The organism is Pseudomonas lijiangensis (assembly GCF_018968705.1).
Classification (GTDB): domain Bacteria; phylum Pseudomonadota; class Gammaproteobacteria; order Pseudomonadales; family Pseudomonadaceae; genus Aquipseudomonas; species Aquipseudomonas lijiangensis.
In genome coordinates this window covers 2433042-2456457 of record NZ_CP076668.1, presented here as the reverse complement: position 1 = coordinate 2456457, position 23416 = coordinate 2433042, and the positions used below count along the sequence as shown (strand labels likewise).

At 58.3% G+C, this 23416-nt stretch carries 19 protein-coding genes; 12 read left to right on the top strand and 7 right to left on the bottom strand.

The window, feature by feature from the left end; translation table 11 throughout:
• The first annotated feature begins 7 nt into the window (after window positions 1–7).
• Both KQP88_RS10710 and KQP88_RS10705 read left to right on the top strand, forming a co-directional pair.
• Window positions 8–1492, top strand: coding sequence for an ATPase domain-containing protein (locus KQP88_RS10710; RefSeq protein ID WP_216705640.1), 1485 nt, complete (start codon window positions 8–10; stop codon window positions 1490–1492).
• Complete coding sequence (locus KQP88_RS10705) at window positions 1489–3519, top strand: ATP-binding protein (protein ID WP_216705639.1); 2031 nt, start codon at window positions 1489–1491, stop codon at window positions 3517–3519. The genes KQP88_RS10710 and KQP88_RS10705 overlap by 4 nt, the downstream gene beginning before the upstream one ends.
• A gap of 12 nt (window positions 3520–3531) precedes the next feature.
• Here the strand turns inward: KQP88_RS10705 and KQP88_RS10700 are convergent, their stop codons facing one another.
• The 5 genes from KQP88_RS10700 to KQP88_RS10680 all read right to left on the bottom strand — a co-directional run bounded on the left by KQP88_RS10700 (window position 3532) and on the right by KQP88_RS10680 (window position 10375).
• Window positions 3532–3909: a response regulator gene (locus KQP88_RS10700; RefSeq protein WP_025259857.1), complete on the bottom strand. Its 378-nt coding sequence runs from the start codon at window positions 3907–3909 to the stop codon at window positions 3532–3534.
• Between the two features lie 308 nt (window positions 3910–4217).
• Window positions 4218–5399, bottom strand: coding sequence for a hybrid sensor histidine kinase/response regulator (locus tag KQP88_RS10695; protein ID WP_216705638.1), 1182 nt, complete (start codon window positions 5397–5399; stop codon window positions 4218–4220).
• Entirely contained in the window at window positions 5393–6007 is a 615-nt protein-coding gene (locus KQP88_RS10690; RefSeq protein ID WP_200992920.1) for a chemotaxis protein CheB, read from the bottom strand. The genes KQP88_RS10695 and KQP88_RS10690 overlap by 7 nt, the downstream gene beginning before the upstream one ends.
• Complete coding sequence (locus tag KQP88_RS10685) at window positions 6004–6825, bottom strand: CheR family methyltransferase (RefSeq protein WP_216705637.1); 822 nt, start codon at window positions 6823–6825, stop codon at window positions 6004–6006. The genes KQP88_RS10690 and KQP88_RS10685 overlap by 4 nt, the downstream gene beginning before the upstream one ends.
• Before the next feature lie 40 nt (window positions 6826–6865).
• A complete protein-coding gene (locus tag KQP88_RS10680; RefSeq protein WP_216705636.1) occupies window positions 6866–10375 on the bottom strand; it encodes a response regulator in 3510 nt (1169 codons plus the stop codon).
• A gap of 346 nt (window positions 10376–10721) precedes the next feature.
• Here KQP88_RS10680 and KQP88_RS10675 point away from each other — a divergent pair, with 346 nt between their 5' ends.
• Together KQP88_RS10675 and KQP88_RS10670 are read left to right on the top strand one after the other, a co-directional pair.
• Complete coding sequence (locus KQP88_RS10675) at window positions 10722–11081, top strand: response regulator (protein ID WP_198729091.1); 360 nt, start codon at window positions 10722–10724, stop codon at window positions 11079–11081.
• Window positions 11074–12396 (top strand): glycosyltransferase, encoded by a 1323-nt coding sequence (locus KQP88_RS10670; protein WP_216705635.1) that lies wholly within the window; start codon window positions 11074–11076, stop codon window positions 12394–12396. The genes KQP88_RS10675 and KQP88_RS10670 overlap by 8 nt, the downstream gene beginning before the upstream one ends.
• Before the next feature lies 1 nt (window position 12397).
• On the opposite strand, the gene cobF is transcribed toward KQP88_RS10670, so the two are convergent.
• Window positions 12398–13153, bottom strand: coding sequence for a precorrin-6A synthase (deacetylating) (gene cobF, locus KQP88_RS10665; protein ID WP_216705634.1), 756 nt, complete (start codon window positions 13151–13153; stop codon window positions 12398–12400).
• A gap of 119 nt (window positions 13154–13272) precedes the next feature.
• Here cobF and KQP88_RS10660 point away from each other — a divergent pair, with 119 nt between their 5' ends.
• From KQP88_RS10660 to KQP88_RS10625, 8 genes are all read left to right on the top strand, one after another.
• A complete protein-coding gene (locus tag KQP88_RS10660; protein WP_200992924.1) occupies window positions 13273–14178 on the top strand; it encodes an AraC family transcriptional regulator in 906 nt (301 codons plus the stop codon).
• 239 nt (window positions 14179–14417) lie between these two features.
• Entirely contained in the window at window positions 14418–15740 is a 1323-nt protein-coding gene (locus KQP88_RS10655; RefSeq protein WP_200992925.1) for an ABC transporter substrate-binding protein, read from the top strand.
• Between the two features lie 74 nt (window positions 15741–15814).
• A complete protein-coding gene (locus tag KQP88_RS10650; protein WP_216705633.1) occupies window positions 15815–16747 on the top strand; it encodes a carbohydrate ABC transporter permease in 933 nt (310 codons plus the stop codon).
• A gap of 10 nt (window positions 16748–16757) precedes the next feature.
• Complete coding sequence (locus tag KQP88_RS10645) at window positions 16758–17591, top strand: carbohydrate ABC transporter permease (protein WP_216705632.1); 834 nt, start codon at window positions 16758–16760, stop codon at window positions 17589–17591.
• A gap of 32 nt (window positions 17592–17623) precedes the next feature.
• The gene (locus KQP88_RS10640) at window positions 17624–18724 is read left to right on the top strand and encodes an ABC transporter ATP-binding protein (protein WP_216705631.1); all 1101 of its coding nucleotides are present in this window, start codon (window positions 17624–17626) and stop codon (window positions 18722–18724) included.
• A 20-nt stretch (window positions 18725–18744) separates the two neighbouring features.
• The gene (locus tag KQP88_RS10635) at window positions 18745–20226 is read left to right on the top strand and encodes a mannitol dehydrogenase family protein (RefSeq protein ID WP_216705630.1); all 1482 of its coding nucleotides are present in this window, start codon (window positions 18745–18747) and stop codon (window positions 20224–20226) included.
• A gap of 9 nt (window positions 20227–20235) precedes the next feature.
• Window positions 20236–21705 carry a xylulokinase gene (gene xylB / locus KQP88_RS10630; protein ID WP_216705629.1) on the top strand — a complete coding sequence of 490 codons (1470 nt, stop codon included), beginning with the start codon at window positions 20236–20238 and terminating at the stop codon, window positions 21703–21705.
• Window positions 21706–21729: 24 nt separating this feature from the next.
• On the top strand, window positions 21730–22668 hold the full coding sequence (locus KQP88_RS10625; RefSeq protein WP_216705628.1) for a carbohydrate kinase family protein: 939 nt from the start codon (window positions 21730–21732) through the stop codon (window positions 22666–22668).
• 60 nt (window positions 22669–22728) lie between these two features.
• On the opposite strand, the gene KQP88_RS10620 is transcribed toward KQP88_RS10625, so the two are convergent.
• On the bottom strand, window positions 22729–23283 hold the full coding sequence (locus tag KQP88_RS10620) for a hypothetical protein (RefSeq protein WP_200992931.1): 555 nt from the start codon (window positions 23281–23283) through the stop codon (window positions 22729–22731).
• Between the last annotated feature and the right edge of the window lie 133 nt (window positions 23284–23416).

Below are 23416 nucleotides of genomic sequence, written 5' to 3'. Positions count from 1 at the left end.
GCAATACTTGGAAAATTCAAAAGCAGTAACCGGCATAGAAGGTCTGGATGACATCCTTTCGGGTGGCCTTTCACGCAATCATGTTTTCCTTCTCGAAGGAGAACCCGGAACCGGCAAGACAACCGTCTCGCTGCAATTTCTGCTGGCGGGAGCCCAAGCGGGCGAAGTCTGCCTGTACATCACACTCTCGGAAACCGAACTGGAATTGCGTGAAGGCGCACGTTCCCATGGCTGGGAGCTGGATAAGCATATCGAAATCTTCGAGCTGACTCCCCCTGAAAGCCTGCTTGATGAAGAGCAGCATCAGAGTCTGCTGTATTCCTCCGACCTTGAGTTGGGTGAAGCAACGCGGCAGATCTTTGATGTGGTGGAACGCATCAAGCCTTCTCGCGTAGTCATCGACAGCCTTTCGGAGATTCGCCTGCTGGCGCAGAGTTCCTTGCGTTACAGACGGCAGATCCTGGCCATCAAACATTATTTCGCGCGTTACCAAACCACGGTCCTGCTGCTTGATGACCTGACAGCAGAAAGCATGGACAAAACCGTGCACAGCGTCGCCCATGGCGTGATCCGCCTGCAGGAACTGACGCCCGATTACGGCGCAGAGCGGCGACGCATAAAAATCGTCAAGTATCGCGGCCAGAAGTATCGCGGTGGCTTCCATGACTTCACCATCATGTCGGACGGCGTCCACGTCTTCCCACGGCTGGTCGCGGCAGAACACCGCAACGACTATGTCCGCACACAACTCAGCAGCGGCATTACAGAGCTCGACGATCTGCTGGGCGGTGGCCTGGACGGGGGCTCGAGTACGCTGATCCTGGGCCCTGCCGGCACGGGCAAATCCCTGATCGCCCTGGTGTTTGCTGCCGAAGCCGTGGCCCGTGGCGAGCGGGTCGGCCTGTTCGTCTTCGATGAAGAGCTGGGCCTGCTGTTCGAGCGGATGAGCAAGATAGGTATCGACCTCAAGGCTCTGCAGGAGTCGGGCAACCTGTTGGTCGAGCAGGTGGATGCAGCCGAGTTGTCACCGGGAGAGTTCTCCTACCGGGTGCGCCGCTGCGTGGATGACAAACAGATCAAGACTGTAGTCATCGACAGCATCAACGGCTATCAGGCAGCGATGCCGGAAGAGAACTCGCTGGTTCTGCACATGCATGAACTTCTGCTTTATCTCAACCGACAAGGTGCCTCCACCTTCATGACCGTGGCACAACATGGTCTGGTGGGCGACATGCAAGCGCCGGTAGACATTACTTATCTGGCGGACACCGTGATATTGTTGCGCTACTTCGAGGCACTCGGCCAGATACGCAGGGCCATATCCATCATCAAGAAACGGACCGGGACTCACGAATCGACGATTCGCGAATACCGCATCGGCAGGAGCGGCCTGCGAATAGGCGATCCATTGGCAGCCTTTCAGGGAATCCTGCGGGGTGCGCCCGATTACCTTGGCGAAAGCAAGCCACTGCTCAAGGATGAAGACGAGTGAGTGTCAGCGGATTGTTATCGGAACGGGCTGTCATTCTGGCCCCCAGAGGGCGTGACAGCCAGATTGCGGTAATGATCCTTGAGGAAGCGGGCTTTCGGGCGACGATCGCCCGCGACCTCAATGAACTTGTTCAGGAACTCAGTGCAGGTGCCGGACTTGCAGTGATTGCCGTCGAGGCTCTGCGCGGCGGGGATATCAACCCGTTGCTCAGCATCCTGGCCAACCAGCCTGCCTGGTCAGACCTGCCTGTGGTCCTGCTCACCCATCATGGCGGTACGGACCAGTCGCCATCTGCCCGCCTGGGCAGCCTGCTGGGCAATGTCACTTTTCTGGAACGCCCTTTCCACCCCATGACGCTGGTCAGCCTGGTTTCCACGGCCGTGCGTGGCCGAAGGCGTCAGTATGAAGCCAGGGCGAGGATGGAAGATCTGCTGGAGGGCGAAAGGCGCCTGCAGAACGCCCTCAAGGCAGGCCGCCTCGGCTCATGGCAACTGGAAGCCGAATTTCTCGAACTCACCTGCTCGGCCATCAGCAAATCCCATTATGGCCGGGAAGAACATGAAAGCTTCAGCTATGACGACTGGCTGAACACCGTTCACCCCGAAGATCAGCCTCGGATGCAATCGGCCTTGCAGCGCAGCCTGGATACCGGCGTCGATTTCATCATCGAATTCCGTGATATCTGGCCCGACAGCTCGGTCAACTGGGTCGATGTGCGCGCCCGGGCCACCCGCGCCAAGAACGGCCAGGTCAGTAACCTTGTGGGGGTGACATCCGACATCACGGAGCGCAAGCAGGCCGAAGCCCAGCTACGCAGCCTCAACGAAACCCTTGAGCAGCAGGTTGAAGAGCGAACATCACAACTGCGCAACAAAGAAGAGATCCTGCGCCAGTCACAAAAGATGGAGGCCGTCGGCCAATTGACCGGCGGCATCGCTCACGACTTCAACAACATGCTCACGGGCATCATCGGCAGCCTTGAAATGATCAGGCGCCGCCTGGAGCGAGGCCGACTCGACGACCTGGATAAACTGATTGACCTGGGCGTGACCTCCGCCAACCGGGCAGCCTCCCTCACCCATCGACTGCTGGCGTTTTCCAGACGCCAGTCGCTGGACTCCAAGCCTGTGGAGATGAACCAGTTGGTCAGCTCCATGGGGGAACTGATCCAGCGCAGCCTCAATGAAAGCATTCGCCTGGACATGCACCTCAATGCAGATCTATGGACGGCCGAAGCCGATCCCAACCAGTTGGAGAATGCCCTGCTCAACCTGGTGCTCAATGCCCGGGACGCCATGCCCGATGGCGGACAGTTGCAGATCGAGACCTTCAATCAGCGGCTGGACAAGTCGTTCACCAACGCCCATGAAAACCTCCTGCCGGGCGACTACGTGGTCCTGAGCGTCAGCGACAACGGTTGCGGCATGCCGGAAGCCGTAGTCAATCGCGCCTTCGACCCGTTTTTCACCACCAAACCCATCGGCCAGGGCACGGGGCTGGGTCTGTCGATGATTTACGGCTTCAGCAAGCAGTCTCATGGCCATGTCGCCATCCAGAGCGAAGTCGGTCGCGGCACCACCGTGCAGTTGTTTCTGCCGCGCTTCCAGGGCGATCAGCCCGAAAACGAACAGAGTTATCGGGGCGATACCATTCAGGCCAAAGCAGGCGAAACCGTCCTGATAGTCGAAGACGACCCCTCCGTGCGGGCCCTGGTCAGCTCGGTACTCAGCGAATTGGGGTATGCCTATATAGAGGCAGGCGACGCACGAGGTGCGGTGCCGGTTCTGGAGTCCGATCAGCGCATCGACCTGTTGATCAGCGACGTCGGCCTGCCCGGCATGAACGGGCGGCAACTGGCGGAGATAGCGCGGCAGCTAAGGCCTGAGCTGAAAGTGCTGTTCATTACCGGTTATGCCGAGCATGCAGCCGCTCGCTCGGGTTTTCTGGATACCGGCATGCAGATGATCACCAAGCCCTTTGCCTTCGATCACCTGACGTCCAAGGTGAGAGAGATGATCGAGGCCTGAATCGCCAAAGTCTCAGGCCAGCAGACGCTGGATCTGGGTGTGCAGGGTTTCCATGGTGAACGGCTTGGCCAGAATCGGTGCCTTGCGGGTGATCGGGCTGTCGCAATCGAGGATTTCTGCCGGGTAACCACTGATGAAGATGACCTTCAGTTCAGGTCGCAACTTGACGGCCGGCTCGGCAATCATCACACCAGAGAACCCGCCCGGCAGGCGATAGTCGGTGATCATCAGGTCCAGATGGGGCTTGGTTGCCAGAATCTCGAACGCCTGCTCGCCGTTGGAGGCTTGCAAGACCCGATAGCCCTCGCCCGACAGATAATCAGCCAGCAGCATCAGGATCAAGGGTTCGTCTTCGACGATTAGTACGACGTTTTCTGCATCAGCGCTCATGGAACTGCCTTTTGTTCTGTAAATAGCTGCCAATACGACCACAGCGCTTGGTAGAGGTTGCGCAAATCTTTCTGAAACTTCGCACAACTCTGTGGGAGTAATGCCGATCAGTTAAGGTCAATGAAGTCAATTTGTGGGAGGCAGCTTGCTGGCGACTTCAGCGTACGACGCAGAATGTCTGTCGATTTCAGGTCTTTTTCGCCAGCAAGCTGCCTCCCACGAGTGTTGTTTGTGCCTTAATTGATCGGCACAACCTCGTGGGAGCCAATTTATTCGCGAAGGCCACCCGTTCGCGAATAAATTCGCTCCTACAGCGGAAGGCATACGCGGAATGTCGAGCCCTTGCCCTCTTCGCTCTCCACGACAATCCGGCCGCCATGGGCCAGGACGATCTGTTCGGAGATGAACAACCCAAGTCCCAGGCCGGCCACCGCATGCTTGGCCGTTACCCGCTCGAACTGCTGGAAGATGCGCTTCTGGTTTTCCTCGGAAATCCCGATCCCCTGGTCGGTCACTTCGACCCGCGCCTCGCCGTCTGCACAATACACACGCACCTCGATCGGCTTGCGGGCACCGTAGCGCATGGCATTGGTCAACAGGTTGGCCACCACCTGCTCGATCCGGAACTCGTCCCAGACTCCGATGACCGTCTCATCGGCAAACAGGGTGACGGTGGATTCGGTCGCAGCAATCTGGGCAGCGAAGTTTTCCAGCAACTGGCCCACCAGTTCGCTCAGGTCAAAGGCGTTTGGCCGGATCGACAGCTTGCCGGTGCGGATACGGGACACATCGAGCATGTCCTCGATCAGCCGGATAAGGCTCTGAATCTGACGCTCGTCGCGCTCGACCATGCCCCGCAGTTTGTCCAGTGTGAAAGCCGATGTGTTGTCCTTGGCCAGATGCAACTTGCGCAGTTGGGTTTCCAAGATCAGGCCATTGAGCGGTGTGCGCACTTCATGGGAGACGATGGACATGAAGTCGTCGCGCATGCGGATGGCATGTTCGAGCTCGCCCTGGGTCGCCTGCAGACGCTTGAGCAGTATTTCCTGTTCGTGGCGACTCTGTTCCAGCGCCTCGACCTGCATTTTCACCGCCTTGCGCTGGCGATACAGCTCGACGAAGACGTTGACCTTGCTCTTGACCGCGTGGATATCCAGCGGCTTGTGCAGGAAGTCCACGGCTCCGCTTTCGTAGCCTTTGAAGGCATAGTTGAGTTCCCGCCCCGCCGCACTGACAAACACGATGGGTATGTTCTTGGTCTTTTCGGTGCTGCGCATCATCTCGGCCAGCTCGAAACCGTTCATGCCGGGCATCTGCACGTCGAGAATGGCCAGGGCGAACTCATGCTGCAACAGCAGGGACAAGGCTTCATCTGCCGACAAGGCTTTGTATACGGTGCGGTCATCGCGCTTGATCAACGCTTCGAGGGCAAGCAGGTTTTCCGGCAAATCGTCGACTATGAGCAGTTTTGCCTGGATTTCATTTAGCATGTGATTCGTTCCAGCTTGACCAGCAGTTGGCCTATTTCATTCAAAGGCAGAAGGTAATCAGGCGAATGGAGCGCCAGAGCCGCCTCGGGCATGGTGCGCGCCAGGGCCTGATCCGGATCCTGAATCACGGTAAAACCACCGTATCTCTTTATTTGCGCCAACCCGAGTGCCCCATCGTTATTGGCACCGGTCAGCAATACGCCTGCAAGGCGTGAGCCAAAGGCATCCGCAGCCGAATCGAACAAAATATCGATGCTGGGCCGCGAATGAAATACGCGCTCTTCCTGGCTCAACGAAAAGCTGTGATCGTTCTCCACCGACAGGTGATAACCGGCAGGCGCAAAATACAGCGTGCCGGGCACAATCGACTCCTTGTCGTCCGCTTCCTTGACCGGTATCGCCAGACGATTCTGGAATACATGAGCCAACTGGCTGCGCCGCGACTCCGGCAGATGCAGGACGGCAATGATCGGCAGAGGGAAACCGGGCCTGAGCATGCCGAATATTTTCAGCAACGCTTCCACACCGCCCGCCGACGCACCGACGACAATGGCATCCACTGCCGGCAGCATGCAATCGGCCGACTCGACACTGAAGGTCGTTTTCATTTTTTCCGGTAGATCCGTTCCGGTTTCACCAGTGTTTCGAAAGCATTGCTGTACTCGGAGAAATCCAGAGTTTCCTTGCTGCCCAATGCCAGAAATCCGCGATGGCATAATGACTCATGGAACAACCCGAAGGTTCGGTTCTGAAGACTCTTGTTGAAATAGATCAGCACGTTACGGCATGAAATGAGCTGCGTTTCGGAGAAGACGCTGTCAGTGGCCAGGCTATGATCGGCGAACGTGACATTGTCGCGCAGGGTCTTGTCGAAAATCGCGTAATCATAGGCCGAGGTGTAGTAATCCGAGAGCTCGCGCTGACCACCGGCCTTGCGGTAGTTTTCGGCATAGGCGCGCACGCTTTCCATGGAAAAGATCCCCTGCTTGGCTTTTTCCAGGGAGCTTGGGTTGATATCGGTGGCGTAAATGATGGTGCGCTCCAGCAACCCTTCTTCACGCAACAGAATCGCCGTCGAATAGACCTCTTCCCCCGTGCTGCAACCGGCGATCCAGACCTTGATCGACGGATAGGTCCTGAGCAACGGCACCACTTCCTGGCGAATGGCCAGAAAATGCGAAGGATCACGAAACATCTCGCTGACCGGAATGGTCAGCAATTGCAGCAACTGCATGAACGCCGCAGGATCGTGCAGCACACGCTCCTGCAAGGCAGAAATGGTGCTGCAGTCGAACTGACGCAGGGCATGGTTCACCCGGCGCTTGATAGACGCGCCGGAATAGTCCCGAAAGTCGTAGCTATATTTCAGATAAATCGCATCAATCAGCAGTTGCAGCTCGATATCAGCGCTTCGATCAAGTGCCATGGAAAAACCTGGAAAAATAAATCGTTTGGGCCGCCATCACTCAAATACGTTCCATTTTCGGCAGCCAGACCCGAATCAAAGAGAACAGCCGGTCCAGATCGATGGGCTTGGCCAGATAGTCGTTGGAACCCGCCTGCAGGCAACGCTCCTGATCGTCCTTCATGGCCTTGGCGGTCACGGCAATGATCGGCAGTTTGCGCCAGCGAGGGTCCTTGCGAATTTCAACGGTCGCTTCGTAGCCATCCATTTCCGGCATCATCACGTCCATCAGCACCAGGTCGATATCTTCGACCTCATTGAGCTTTGCAATCGCCTCGATGCCGTTACGGGCGATCTCCACCACCGCGCCCTTGTGCTCCAGGGCACTGGTCAAGGCGAAGATATTGCGCACATCGTCATCGACCACCAGGATCTTGCGCGCCTCGAAGACCTTGTCACGGCTGCGGGCCGTCTTGAGCATTTTCTGGCGCTCGTTGGAGAGCTGCGACTCGACCTTGTGCAGGAACAGGGTGACTTCATCCAGCAGGCGCTCAGGCGAGCGGGCGCCCTTGATGATGATCGAACGCGAGTACTTCATCAGCTCGGTTTCTTCGTCACGGGTCATGTTGCGCCCCGTGTAGACGATCACCGGCGGGAAGGAACGAATGTCTTCGGTGGACATGCGCTTGAGCAGTTCATTGCCCAGCATGTCCGGCAACTTGAGGTCGATGATCATGCAGTCGTAGATATTTTCGCGCAGCAGGTCCAGCGCCTCCTGAGCGAAGCCGACGGCGGTGATTTCAATATCATCGTCGCCAATCAGGCGCGCAATACTGTCGCGCTGCAGGGCATCGTCCTCCACCAGCAGGATGTGCTTGACCTTCTGGGTCAGCTTGGCTTCGAGCCTGGCGAATACATCCTTGAGTTCTTCACGGGTGGTCGGTTTGACCGCATAGCCGATAGCCCCCATGTGCAGAGCGGCTTCCTGACGATCCTCGACAGAAATCACATGCACCGGAATGTGCCGGGTAGGCGCCAGCTCCTTGAGGCGTTGCAGCACGGTCAGGCCCGAATGATCCGGCAGGCGCATGTCCAGCAGGATGGCGTCGGGAGTGTACTGCGCGGCCAGGTTGAAGCCTTCGTCGGCGGCGTGGGCAACAAGACAGCTGTAACCCAGCTCGTGGGCCAGATCGAAAAGGATCTGCGCAAACCGCACTTCATCTTCGATGACCAGAATGCAGCGCCCGCTGAACGGCGCCTTGTGGCGATCATCGGCAAAGGTTGGCACTGGAATCATCGGCTTGGGCTCGGCAACCGGCAGGCTTGGCTGAGTGGCCAGCGGCAGCGTGACCACAGGCGAGGAAACGATCACCGACCGCTCGCCGCCCTCCTCTTCGCGCTCCTGCTCGACGTACTGCTCTGGCAATACCAGAGAGAAAATACTGCCCTGCCCCGGTGCACTGGTGACGCTGATGGAGCCACCCAGCAAGGCTGCCAGATCGCGGGAAATCGACAGGCCCAGACCGGTGCCGCCGTAACGGCGGTTGGTGGTGCCATCGGCCTGACGGAAGGCCTCGAAAATGCTCTGCTGGTGCTCCGGGGCGATACCGATACCCGAATCACGCACGGTAAACACAATGCCTGAACCCGGCTGACGGGAGACGATCATGCTCACGGTGCCGCTCTCGGTGAACTTGATGGCGTTGGACAAGAGGTTCTTGAGGATCTGCTCCAGACGCTGACGGTCGGTGAACAGCATGGTTGGCGTGCCAGGCTGCACTTCCACGACGAAGTCCAGATTCTTTTCGCTCGCCAATGGCTGGAACATGCCACGCAGGCCATCCACCAGACGCGACACGCTGCTGTTCTCGGGACGGACTTCCAGCTTGCCCGCCTCGACCTTGGAGATGTCCAGGATGTCGTTGATCAGGTTCAACAGGTCATTGCCGGCCGAGTAGATCGATTCGGCAAACTTGACCTGCTCCTGGGTCAGGTTCTCGGTCGGGTTTTCTGCCAGCAGCTTGGCCAGGATCAACGAACTGTTGAGCGGCGTGCGCAGCTCATGGGACATGTTGGCCAGGAACTCGGACTTGTACTTGCTGGAACGCTGCAACTCATCGGCACGGGCCTGCAACTCCACCTGAGCCAGGCTCAGTTCTTCGTTCTTGCTGTCCAGGATATCGCGCTGGTCTTCCAGGGCCTGGCTTTGCTCGGCCAACTGGGTATTGGTCTGCTCGAGCTCGGCCTGCTGGGTTTCCAGATGCGCCTGGGATTCCTTGAGGATCCGCGATTGTTCTTCGAGTTCTTCGTTGGCGGTGCGCAGCTCTTCCTGCTGGACCTGCAATTCTTCGTTGAGCTGCTGGGTTTCGGTCAGGACTTCCTGAAGGCGCTGACGATAACGCGCCGCTTCAATGGAGGTGCCAACATTCGCGGCCACCAGCTCCAGAAACTCGACGTCCTTTTCAGTGAGTACGCGCATGAAGCCCAGTTCGACCACGCCATTGACCTGATCGTCATTGCTGGTCGGCACGATCACGACACTGCCCGGCAGACCTTCGCCCAGGCCGGAGCTGTACTTGAAGTAATCGCCGGGCACCCCATCAAGGGTGACGATGCGGTTCTGCTGTGCAGCCTGACCGATGACACCTTCGCCACTGAAGATTGTCTGTTCCTGCTGCTCATGCTCCCGGGAGAACCCGTAAGAGGCGACACGCAACAGGCCACCATGCTCCTGGCGGACATAGACGGCTGCCACCACTGCGCCCAGGTACTGGGCGAAGAACTGCAGGATATGCTGCCCGAGGGTGTTGAGTGTCAACTGGCCAAGCACCTGCTCGGCCAGTTCGCTCTGGCCATTGCGCAACCAGGCGACTTTCTGCAGACGCTCGGCGTTATCTTCAAGCTGATTCAGGTTGGCGCTGTAGGTCGTGGACAGGGAAAGCAGGTCACGCCTTCCGAAATAAGCCAGGATGCCGCTGACCACCAGCACAAACAGCATATAGAGCACCACGCACGCAATGGTCGTGCGGGTCACGTCGGCGTTGCGGGCAAGGCGCAACTGCTGCTCCATGGAGATGACCTGATCGTACTCGGTACGGATTTCATCGGTAATGCGCTTGCCGCGTCCGGCGCGAGTGGCAAGGACGAAATCACCGTTCTGACGGCGCATCTCGATCATTTCCTGAGCGAAATGTCCCCATTCCTCCTGCAAGGTGGACAACCGGCGGAAACGGTCCACTTGCGTCGGGTTATCGACAACCAGCTCCTCCAGGTTTTTCAACTCGGCCTTGAGCAGGGGTTTGGCGACTTCATAGGGGTCAAGAAAGTTTTCCTGCCCGGTCAGCAGGAAACCGCGCATGCCGGTTTCCATGTCAATGGAGAGCTTCATGGCACGGTTGGTGCTGTTGAGCACCCGGTCCGTATGCTCCACCCATTGAATGACCGAAAGCAGATAGCCGATCAGAATGGCAAAGAAAAGCGCACTTAAAACGCCTACACCCAGCGGCAGACTGATGTTGCGGACCAGTAATTTACGAAAGCGCTGCTCATCGACGACAGACGTCCGGTTCATGAAAAGTCCCTGGCGTGATATCAAAACGGTAGAGTTTGCCGTAACAGCAAGAAAAAGACTCACTTTTCTCGCATAGAGGATTGAAATTTCACACATAAATCGGCGATAAGCTCGCCACCTCCAGCAAGTAAAGCCTCCTGGCAAAGGATAGCTACCTACTAAAATCAGATGGAACTTCTGGTTGTGTTTTATTTACTGATGGATAGACACGGGCACAGAGTCGATTGTTATCGATCAGATTGGCCTGTTTTCAAGGCAACATGATCCAAATGCAGTGACTTTTCGTATAAAAGCCCGCAGGCTGCGCCTTGTGCGTAGCTTCACTACCATTTTTTAGGAAATAACCATGCCTGACGCAGCCAACACCATTCTTGTGGTCGAAGATGACAGCATCGTGCGCATGCTGATTATCGATGTGCTTGAAGAACTGGAGTATCAGGTACTCGAAGCTTCGGACGCCCAGGAAGCGCTGGCTCATATCGAAAACCAGGCCACCCACATTGACTTGATGATGACGGACCAGGGCTTGCCTGACATGCGCGGCACGGAACTGGCCAGACAGACACGGCAACTGCGCCCGCAACTGCCGATCCTGTTCGCCAGCGGCTACTCGGAAAACATAGAAGTGCCAGATGACATGCATGTGATCGGCAAGCCGTTTTCCATTGACGATCTGCGCGACAAGGTAAAAAGCATCCTTGGTTAACACTGACATTCACCCTGCCCAGACTCCGTCCCGAGCAAAAACCCGACTGTTGATCATTGGCTATGTATGGCCCGAGCCCCGTTCTTCGGCGGCCAGCGGCCATGTCATGCAACTGATCCAGTGTTTTCTCGAACAGGACTGGCACATCACGTTCGCCAGCCCGGCAACGGAAGGCGAACACCGGGCCGATCTGAAGAGCCTGGGTATCGATGAAGTTCATATCGAACTCAACAGCAGCAGCTTCGATACCTTCGTCAGCGAGCTTCAGCCCGATGTGGTGCTGTTCGACCAGTTTCTGATCGAAGAACAGTTTGGCTGGCGGGTCGAGAAGCATTGCCCCGATGCCTTGCGGATTCTGGAGACCTGCGACTTTCAGAGCCTGCGCCACACGCGCCATCAACTGCTTAAAGATCACTTGAACGAATCGTCGGAACCCGATGATTTAAATGGTTTTTTCGATACCGATAACTCGAAACTCTTTGCCCGGATCGCCAGCAGCGATCTGGCGCAGAGGGAAGTGGCCTCGCTCTATCGCTGCGACCTGAACCTGATGGTTTCGGATGTCGAAATCGACTTGCTGAGCGATCAGTTTGGCGTGCCGAAGTCCCTGCTGCACTGGTGCCCGCTGATGCTCGATGGCGTACCGGAAAGCGTGGCACCGTTCGAGCAGCGGGCGCACTTTCTCAGCATCGGCAATTTCCGCCATGCACCCAACTGGGACGCCGTCCTCTGGATGAAAAACGCCATCTGGCCGCTGATTCGCCAGCAGTTGCCCACTGCACAACTGCATATCTACGGCGCTTATACGCCGCCCAAGGCCACCGCACTGCATAACGCGGCGCAGGGTTTTCATATCATGAACTGGGCTGAAGACGCCCTGCAGGTGATGTCCGGCGCGCGTATTTGCCTGGCACCGCTACGTTTCGGTGCCGGCATCAAGGGCAAGCTGATGGATGCCATGCTCAGCGGCACGCCTTCGGTGACGACTCCCGTGGGCGCCGAGGCCATGAGCGGCGACCTGCCCTGGCCGGGGACCATTGCCAGCAGCGCCAGTGAAATAGCCGACGCGGCGGTGCGCCTGTATCAGGATCAGACCTTGTGGGAAGAAGCCCAGGCCGCAGGACGGACAATTCTGCAGGCGCGCTTCCAGCACAGGCAGCACTGCGACAGCCTGATCGAACGTATCGAAACCTTGCGTCAGGACCTGCCCCGCCATCGCATCGCCAATTTCACCGGCGCAATGCTTCGCCATCACCACCACAAAAGCACCCAGTACATGGCGCAGTGGATCGAGGCGAAGAATCGCAAGGATTGAATCAGCCCTTGCGCAACAGATAAGTATCCATGATCCAGCCCTTGCGGCTACGTGCCTCTTCGCGTAGCCGCCTGATCTGCCCGCAGAGTTCATCGAGCGGGCCGGACAGCAGGATTTCCTCCGGCGTCCCCAGATAAGCCCCCCAATAGATATCCAGCCCCTGCCCGACAAAACGTTCGAAGGTGCAGTGCGCATCGAGCATCACCACCACATTGTCCACTTCATCTGCCGCCATACCCGCCAGTCGCCTGCCGGTGGTGATACGAATCTGCTCGCCAACCCGGTTCAACGGCACGCGATGCTGCGCCACCAGCGCCTGGACACTGGTGATGCCGGGAATGACCTGATAGTCGAAAATTTCCCGGCCCCGGGCCAGCACCCGATCGAGAATCCTGAGGGTGCTGTCATAGAGCGACGGATCACCCCAGACCAGAAAGGCGCCCACCTCCCCGCCCTCAAGCTCATCGGCGATCAGCCGCTCGAACAGCACAGCCCGTTGCTCATGCCAGTGTTCGATGCTGCGCTCATAGCCTTGAGGGTCGTCTTCGCGCTGCGGATCGCGAACCTGCACCAGCCGATAGTCGTCACCCTCGATATAACGCTGGCAGATGTCTTTTCTCAGGCGCAGCAGATCATCCTCGGCGTAGCCCTTGTCCAGGAGAAAGAACACCCTGGCACGGTTCAGGGCATTGATGGCCTGCACAGTAATATGTTCAGGATCTCCGGCACCAATTCCGATCAGGAGGATCTGTTTCATCAGGCAATGACTCCGGTTTCGCTGCAAACAGCCAACTGGCTATTTGCACGAGACGACTGGGCATGAATCGAACAATTGAGGCACATTAACAGGCTGGTACCTTTGGAGGCGGTCAGACCATGACACGAACAGCAAGAATTACAGACCCTTCCTACGAATTGATGGACGACCACAATGGTCTGTCGATCATCTATCGCGAACACGGCTTTCCCTGCCCGCTGGTGCGCTGGCACTTCCACAAGGAGTACGAACTACACCTGATCGTCGCCAGCTCCGGCAAGGTATTCGTCGGCGACTATATCGGCAACTTCCATCCCGGCAGCCTGTTTCTCACCGGGCCTAACCTGCCGCACAACTGGATCAGCCAGATCCAGGACGATGAAGTGGTGCCCAAGCGCGACATGCTGGTCAACTTCACCGATGAGCTGCTGGAAAGCGGCAATCAGGTGTTTACCGAACTCAAGAGCCTGGCCCCGCTGCTGGAGCGCGCTCAGTACGGTATCGAGTTTCGCTGCAAGCGCACAATCCGCCAGGCCATGAAGCTGATGCAAAAGATCGCCGATTCAAGAGGCATCACCCGGCTCGGGCACTTTCTGATCCTGCTGGAACTGCTGGCAGCCAGCGATGACTTCCAGTTGCTCTCAGGCACCACGGTGTCGCACATGGCCGACGAGCACAGCGTGGAGCGTACCAACCGGGCGGTGGACTATATCTTTGCCCATTACGGGCGCGAACTGCCTCTTGAAGAGGTCGCCGAGTACCTGGGGATGAAACCCACGTACTTTTCCAGAGTATTCAAACAGGCCACCGGACGCTGCTTCGTGGAGTTCGTCAATCGCCTGCGCATCAGCAAGTCCTGCGAGCTGCTGGCCGACGGCGACAAGCCGGTAACGGACATCTGTTTCGAGTCGGGTTTCAACAACATTTCCAACTTCAACCGACGTTTCCAGCAACTCAAAGGCATGACGCCCTCCCATTACCGACGCCTTGCCGTCCAGCGCCTCACCGAACAGAACCTGTACTGATTCGTCCTGCTTTCACCCTGCTCGTCTACGCTGTTTCTGCATTGCAGCCTGCCTTGGCGCGGCTGCAGTGGGTTTTCACATCCTTGCCGACTGCAAAAAAGTATCAGTTGAAGTGCGGCGCAGGATTTGTCATCGCGCCTCAAGGCCGGTGTAATCAGCTCACATCTTCCTTACCTCCGGAAGAGACAAAAACAATAACCGACCCTCCAGGCTCTCCGAGCATGGAAGAGGAGTGACCCATGAAGACCTCAGCAAAATTCCTGCTTGCCAGTTCAGTCCTCAGCGCCGGTTTCCTGTTCGGCGGCACCGCTGCTGCAGGAACCGTGACCATCGCCACGGTCAACAACAGCGACATGATCCGCATGCAACGCCTCTCCAAAACCTTTGAAGAACAGCATCCCGACATCAAGCTCAACTGGGTCGTGCTGGAAGAAAACGTCCTGCGCCAGCGCCTGACCACCGACATTGCCACCAAGGGCGGCCAGTTCGATGTGCTGACCATCGGCATGTACGAAGCTTCACTCTGGGGCGCCAAGGGCTGGCTGCAGGAAATGAAAGACCTGCCTGCCAGCTACCAGCTCGATGATGTATTCCCTTCCGTGCGCGACGGGCTGTCGGTGGATGGCAAGCTGTTCGCCCTGCCGTTCTATGCGGAAAGCTCGATCACCTACTACCGCAAGGACCTGTTCCAGAACGCCGGCCTGACCATGCCGGAGCGTCCGACCTGGACCCAGATTGCCGAGTTCGCGGGCAAGCTGACGGACAAGTCCAAGGAGCAATACGGCATCTGCCTGCGCGGCAAGGCCGGCTGGGGCGAGAACATGGCGCTGATTACCACGGTGGCCAACGCCTACGGCGCACGCTGGTTCGATGAACAATGGAAACCCCAGTTCGATCAGCCGGAATGGAAAGACGCCCTCAACTTCTACGTCAACACCATGAAGCAATCCGGGCCACCGGGCGCATCGAGCAACGGTTTCAACGAAAACCTGGCGCTGTTCAACAGCGGCAAGTGCGCCATGTGGGTCGATGCCAGCGTGGCGGGCTCCTTTGTCACCGACAAGAGCCAGAGCAAGGTGGCAGACCATGTCGGCTTCACCTATGCGCCTCATCAAGTGACGGAAAAAGGCTCGTCGTGGCTGTATTCCTGGTCGCTGGCGATCCCGACCAGTGCCAAGAACACCAAGGACGCACAGGCCTTCACTCAATGGGCAACGTCCAGGGAATATGCCGCGCTGGTTGCCGAGAAAGACGGCGTTTCCAACGTGCCACCAGGCACACGTGCGTCGACCTACACCGATGAATACAAGAAAGCCGCACCGTTCGCCGACATCACCCTCAAATCCCTGATGGCTGTGACACCCAAAACGCCAACCCTCAAACCGGTGCCTTACGTGGGGATCCAGTTGGTGACCATTCCCGAGTTCCAGGCCATCGGCACCAGTGTCGGCCAGCAGTTCTCGGCAGCCCTGATCGGCCAGTCGACCGTGGAGAACGCCTTGAAAATGGCGCAGAACTCCACCGAGCGCGACATGAAACGAGCCGGCTACCCGAAAAAGTAGACCGCGTGACTCAAGCCGGGGGGCGCCAGCCCCTCGACTCCCGCTGACAGGCAAATCCCGGTTCGGAGTTCCCCATGAAGACCTCAGCCACTCCTGCTCGCCCGGATTTATCCGGCGAGACCCCAAAAGCCAGAAACAGCCAGTTCAAACCCGGATGGTTTCTGGTCAGCCCTTCCGTGGCGCTCTTGCTGGTCTGGATGATCGTGCCACTGGGCATGACCATTTACTTCTCGCTGATTCGCTACAACCTGTTGAGCCCCGGTGAAAACGAATTCGTCGGGCTGGAAAACTTCACTTACTTCGTCACCGACAGCGGTTTCCTGCCCGGTGCCGGCAATACCCTGCTGCTGGTGGGCAGCGTGCTGGCGATCAGCGTGATCCTGGGCGTGCTGATTTCCGCCCTGCTGGAAGCCAGCGAGTTCTTTGGTCGCGGCATCGTACGGGTGCTGTTGATCTCGCCCTTCTTCATCATGCCCACCGTCAGTGCCCTGATCTGGAAGAACCTGATCTTTCACCCGGTGTCCGGTGTGCTGGCCGCCGTCTGGCGCTTCTTCGGTGCAGAGCCCGTCGACTGGTTCGCCCATTACCCGATGCTGTCGATCATTATCATCGTCTCCTGGCAATGGCTGCCGTTCGCCATCCTGATCCTGATGACCGCCATGCAGTCGCTGGACCAGGAACAGAAGGAAGCGGCGCGACTCGATGGCGCAGGCCCCATTGCGATTTTCTGGCACCTGACCCTGCCCCACCTGGCCCGGCCGATTGCCGTGGTAGTGATGATCGAGACGATTTTCCTGCTCTCGGTATTTGCCGAAATCTTTACCACCACCAATGGTGGGCCGGGCTTCGCGTCGACCAACCTGGCATACCTGATCTACATCCAGGCATTGCTGCAGTTCGATGTCGGCATGGCCTCGGCGGGCGGCCTGATTGCGGTCGTCATTGCCAATATCGCGGCGATCATCCTGATCCGGATGATCGGCAAAAACCTCACCGACAAGTCATGAGGGCCTTGCCATGATGACGCTCAAACAATCACGACGCCTGCAAAGCCTGCTGCTCGGGGCCTTGTCCTGGCTTATCGCCGCACTGATATTCTTCCCGATCTTCTGGATGGTGCTGACCAGCTTCAAGACCGAGATCGACGCTTTTGCGACACCGCCGCAACTGTTCTTCACGCCGACGCTGGAAAACTACCTGCACATCCAGGAGCGCAGCGATTACTTCCACTTTGCCTGGAACTCGGTGCTGATCTCATTCAGCGCCACGATCCTGTGCATGCTGGTGGCAATCCCGGCGGCCTACTCCATGGCCTTCTTTGAAACCAAGCGCACCAAGAGCACGCTGCTGTGGATGCTCTCCACCAAGATGTTGCCGCCGGTGGGCGTGCTGATGCCGATCTACCTGCTGGCCAAGACCTTTGGTCTGCTGGATTCACGTCTGGCGCTGATCATCATCTACACGCTGATCAACCTGCCGATCGTGGTCTGGATGATTTACACCTACTTCAAGGACATTCCGGGAGAAATCCTCGAAGCGTCGCGCCTTGATGGTGCCAGCACCCGACAGGAAATATTCCGGGTATTGATGCCGATCTGCAAAGGCGGCCTGGCATCCACGGCGCTGCTGTCACTGATTCTGTGCTGGAACGAGGCGTTCTGGTCCCTGAACCTCACGTCCTCCAATGCCGCACCGCTCACGGCGCTCATCGCCTCCTATTCAAGTCCCGAAGGGTTGTTCTGGGCCAAGCTTTCGGCCGTCTCGACCCTGGCCTGCGCACCGATCCTGATTTTCGGCTGGATCAGCCAGAAACAACTGGTCCGCGGCCTGTCGTTCGGCGCCGTCAAATAGCCCCGAATTCAAGAATAAAAACGGAGTCAAGCATGGCTAATCTCAGTATCAGAAATCTGCAAAAAGGCTTCGACGGCCATCAGATCATCAAAGGCATCGACCTGGATGTGAACGACCGCGAGTTCGTGGTTTTCGTCGGCCCTTCGGGCTGCGGCAAGTCCACGCTGCTGCGCCTGATCGCAGGCCTGGAAGAAGTCACCTCCGGAAGCATCGAACTCGATGGCCGTGAGATCACCCAGGTCACTCCGGCCAAGCGCGACCTGGCCATGGTGTTCCAGACCTACGCCCTGTATCCGCACATGACCGTGGGCAAGAACCTGTCCTTCGCCCTGGACCTGGCGGGAGGCAACAAGGCCGAGATCAAGAAGAAAGTAGATGAAGCGGCACGCATCCTGGAGCTTGGACCGCTGCTGGAGCGCAAGCCCAAACAGCTTTCCGGCGGACAGCGCCAACGGGTCGCCATCGGCCGGGCCATCGTGCGCAACCCGAAAATCTTCCTGTTCGACGAACCCCTTTCCAACCTCGACGCCGCTTTGCGGGTGCAGACCCGGCTTGAGCTGTCGCGCCTGCACAAGGAGCTGCAGGCCACGATGATTTACGTCACCCACGATCAGGTCGAGGCCATGACCCTGGCCGACAAGGTGGTGGTGCTCAATGGCGGCAAGGTGGAACAGGTGGGCTCGCCACTGGAGCTGTATCACCACCCGGCCAACCTGTTTGTCGCAGGCTTTCTAGGCACGCCGAAAATGGGCTTCCTCAAGGGCCGGCTCAGCCGGGTCGACAGCCATGAGTGCGAAGTCGAACTGGATGCCGGTACACGCATCACCCTGCCAGTGAGCCGTGCCGGCTTGAGTGTCGGGGCTCCGGTCACGCTGGGTATTCGCCCCGAGCATCTGAACATTGCCCAGAGTGGCGAGTGTCAGTTGCAGGTCACCGCCGATGTCAGCGAGCGCCTGGGCAGCGATACCTATTGCCATGTCCGCACGCGCTCGGGCGAAGCCCTGACCATGCGTATCCGTGGCGACCTGGCCAGCCAGTACGGCGAGACCCTGAGCCTGCATCTCGATAGCGACCACTGCCATCTGTTCGACGATCAGGGGCTGGTGATTGCCAAGGCCCTGGCCGCTGCCTGACTTATTGGAGAGCCTCTGACATGAAACTGAACAAACAGAACCTGTCACAACTGGGCGCCGATATTGCCCGCCCCGCCTACTCCGCCAGCGAAACCCGCCAGGGCATCGCCCATATCGGCGTCGGCGGTTTTCACCGGGCGCATCAGGCGTTTTACACCGATGCGCTGATGAACAGCGGCGAAGGGCTGGACTGGAGCATCTGCGGCGTCGGCCTGCGTCCCGAAGACCGTAGCGTGCGTGATGCACTGGCCGGCCAGGATTATCTGTACACCCTGTATGAGCTGGGCGACACACCGGACACCGAAACCCGGATCATTGCGTCCATCAGCGGCATGCTGCTGGCCGAAGACGATCCCCAGGCCCTGATCGACAAACTGGCCAGCCCGGACATCCGCATCGTTTCCCTGACCATCACCGAAGGCGGCTACTGCATCGATGACAGCAACGGCCAGTTCATGGCCCATCTGCCACAGATCCGCCATGACCTGAGCCACCCCAATACCCCGAGCACGGTATTCGGCTTTCTGTGTGCTGCACTGGCCCGTCGGCGTGCAGCCGGCATACCGGCCTTTACCCTGATGTCCTGCGATAACCTGCCCCACAACGGCGCCGTGACCCGCAAGGCGCTGCTGGCCTTTGCCGCCCTGCGCGACGCCGACCTGCATGACTGGATTGCCGAAAACGTCAGCTTCCCCAATGCCATGGTCGACCGCATCACGCCCATGACCAGCTCGGCCCATCGCCTGAAACTGGCCGATGAAAAACATATCGACGACGCCTGGCCAGTGGTGTGCGAGCCTTTCGTGCAATGGGTACTGGAAGACAAGTTCGTCAATGGTCGCCCGGCCTGGGAAAAGGTCGGCGTGCAGTTCACCGACGACGTGACGCCTTATGAAGAAATGAAGATCAAGCTGCTCAACGGCAGCCATCTGGCCCTGACCTATCTGGGCTTTCTGAAAGGCTATCGCTTCGTTCACGAAACCATGAACGATCCGCTGTTCGTGCGCTATATCCGTACTTACATGGACCTGGATGTCACCCCGCAACTGGCTTCGGTGCCGGGTATCGATCTGGAGGGCTACAAGGACACCCTGATCGAGCGTTTTTCCAATCAGGCGATTGCCGACCAGCTGGAACGAGTATGCTCGGACGGCTCCTCGAAATTTCCCAAGTTCACCATTCCGACCATCAACCGGCTGATTCTCGACCAAGGCAACCTGGAGCGCGCTTCACTGGTGGTGGCGGCCTGGGCCTTGTACCTCAAGGGCGTGGACGAGAACGGCACCACCTACCGGATTCCCGACCCACGGGCTGACTTCTGTCAGGCGCTGGTCGCCGACGATGCATTGCTGACCCAGCGCTTGCTGGACGTGGAAGAGATCTTTGGCCTGGCAATCCCGCGCTCTGCCGAATTCGTCGCCGCTTTCGAGCAGAACGTCAATAATCTGCGGGACCTGGGAGTCAGCGGCACACTGGAAAAAATCCTGGCCAACGGCCTTTGAGAGGCAACCATGTTTCTTGGAATCGATTGCGGGACCCAAGGTACAAAAGCCATCGTTCTGGATGCTGATAGCGGTCAGGTACTGGGCGAGGGTTCTGCCCCGCACAGCCTGATCAGCAACGCCCATGGCCGACGCGAACAGGATGTGCAGCAGTGGCTGGATGCACTGGCGCTGGCGACCCGCAGTGCGCTGGCCAAGGCTGGCATTTCAGGCCAGCAGATCAAGGGCATCGGTGTTTCCGGCCAGCAGCACGGCCTGGTGCTGCTGGACGCCCAGGGCCAGGTGCTGCGCCCGGCCAAATTATGGTGCGACACCGAAACCACTCCCGAGAACCAGCGCCTGCTGGATTATCTGGGAGGCGAGCAAGGTTCGCTGCAACGTCTGGGGCTGGTCATTGCGCCGGGCTATACGGTTTCCAAGCTGTTATGGACCAAGGAGCAACACCCGGAACTGTTCGAGCGTATCGACAGAATCCTGCTGCCTCACGATTACCTCAACTACTGGCTGACCGGGCGTTGCTGCACAGACTATGGCGATGCCTCGGGGACCGGTTACTTCAATGTGCGCACCCGTGAATGGGATCTTTCGTTGCTGGCGCATATCGATCCGACGGGGCGTCTGGGCAAGGCGCTTCCTGAGTTGCTGCCCGCACAGCACAAGGTCGGCACGATTCGAGGCGAAATCGCCAGCCTGCTTGACCTGAACCCGGACGCGGTAGTGTCCAGCGGCGGTGGCGACAACATGATGGGCGCCATCGGCACCGGCAATATCAAGCCGGGCCTGATCACCATGAGCCTTGGGTCATCAGGCACCGTGTATGCCTTTGCCGATCAGCCCTTTGTCAGCGAGCAGGCTTCGGTGGCAACCTTCTGTTCTTCGTCCGATGGCTGGCTGCCGCTGATCTGCACCATGAACCTGACCAACGCCACCAGTGCCATTCGCGAGCTGTTCACGCTGGATATCGACGGTTTCAATCAGGCCGTCACCCAAGCGCCCATCGGAGCGGAAGGCGTGCTCATGCTGCCGTTCCTCAACGGCGAACGCGTCCCTGCCCTGCCCGATGCCACCGGCAGCATTCTGGGTCTCAACAGCACCAACCTGACTCAGGCCAATCTGTGCCGGGCCGTGGTTGAAGGGACCAGCCTCGGGTTACGCTACGGACTGGACCTGTTGAGGGCCAGCGGTATCAAGAGCCAGACCATCCGCCTGATCGGTGGTGGCTCGAAAAGCGCCATCTGGCGGCAGATGATTGCCGACATCATGGATACTCCGGTCATTTGCACCGAGTACGCCGAAGCGGCGGCCCTGGGCGCTGCTATTCAGGCGGCCTGGTGCAACTCTGGCGAGAAGGATCTGCAGGCACTTTGCGAACGCTGCGTCAGGCTCGACCCCGACAGCGAAACCTGGCCTGTCGCAGAAAATGTGGCCGCTTACGAGCGCGTCTACGCACGTTATCAGGATCGATTGCGGGCAGTCTGATCCCTGCCATTTCACGGAGCACTTATGTTTCTTGTCTGCGGCGAAGCTCTTTTCGATATTTTCACCCGAGCGGACGACAACGGTTCGCTCAACAGGCTGGGCCTTGAAGCCGTTGCCGGGGGGTCACCTTTCAACGTGGCGATCGGTTTGCGACGCCTCGGGGTCGAGGCCGCTTTTTTCGCCGGGCTGTCCACCGACTACCTGGGTCGCCGCCTGCGTGCCGTCCTGGATCAGGAAGCGGTCAACCCCGATTACCTGATCGACTTTGCAGCACCGACGACACTGGCGATGGTGGCGGTCGGTGCCGACGGCTCACCCACCTACAGTTTTCGCGGCGAGGGTTGTGCCGACCGGCAACTGCGTCTGGAGCACCTGCCCGCTCTGGATGAAAAGGTGCGCGGCATTCATGTAGGCTCGTTTTCGCTGGTTGTGCAACCGATTGCCGATACCTTGCTGGCGCTGGTCGCCCGGGAAAGCAACAACCGGCTTATCAGCCTGGACCCCAACGTGCGGCTCAACCCGGAGCCGGACATAGAACGCTGGCGCGCCCAGATTCGCGCCTTTGCCGAACACGCGCACATCATCAAGGTCAGCGACGAAGACCTGCACCTGCTCTACCCGGACAGCGACCCGCAAGACATTGCCCAGCAGTGGCTGAGCAAACGCTGCGAGTTCGTGATTCTGACCCGGGGCTCGGAAGGTGCCAGCATCTTTACCCGGCAGCACGGGAGCTGGTCGGTGGCGGCGCAAAGCGTCAAGACCGTGGACACGGTGGGCGCAGGCGATACATTCCAGGCGGCATTGCTGACGTTTCTCAGCGAGCGCCAGTTGGATACGCCGCAAAGTCTTGGTTCACTGACACGGGAAGCCCTGGATGAAATGCTCGGCTTTGCCGTCAGGGCGGCGGCACTGACCTGCACCAGAGTGGGACCGGATCTGCCGTATCGGCATCAGCTGGATTAAGGTGTGATCTTCGCGAATGAATTCGCTCCTTGAGTGGGAGCGAATTCATTCGCGAAAAGGTTACGCAAGCATCCCGGCCTTGATGCCATTGATTCTCGCATTGATGTCATCAACAGCCGCGGTCTGATGCTCCTTGAGGGCTTCCTGGACTTTCTTGTCCACGGCCAGCTTCTCTTCAGGGCTCATGGCCTCATATTCAGCCTTGCTGACGCCCGTGAGTTTTTCACGCATTTTCTCTTCGGCAGTCTGCTTCATGTAATCCATGAATTCCTGCTGAATCGAGCTGGTCGAACTACCGGTGCCGGTCGTGCTGCCCGAACCGTTCGATGCGATCACGCCATTGTCGCTGTCAGCTGTTTTCTCGGAGAGGGTTTTCTCGGCCAGGGTCTTGATGTTGAACATCATCCGGGCAAAGGATTCGTCATAGCCATTGTTGCTCTTGGTACTGTCCTGGGACGCGGAACTGTCAGCCCTGGCGGTCACCGGATTAACAGCCGGAACCAGACTCTCAGCAGCCGCAACAGTACTGAATGAGTTCTGGGAAACCTCATCCACTGTCTTGCGCCCGACGAATCTGGAAACCAGACCTTCGAGCGTGCCGTTGTTGATAATCATCATTCACCTCCTGCGGTGGGTGCGACCCTTACGCAGCAAAACCAGTGCCAGCCGCCTAAAAAACCGACAAGCCACTGTTTTTAAAAGGCTTTAAAAAGGGGCAACGAACAACGACCTGAAGAAAACGGAGAAA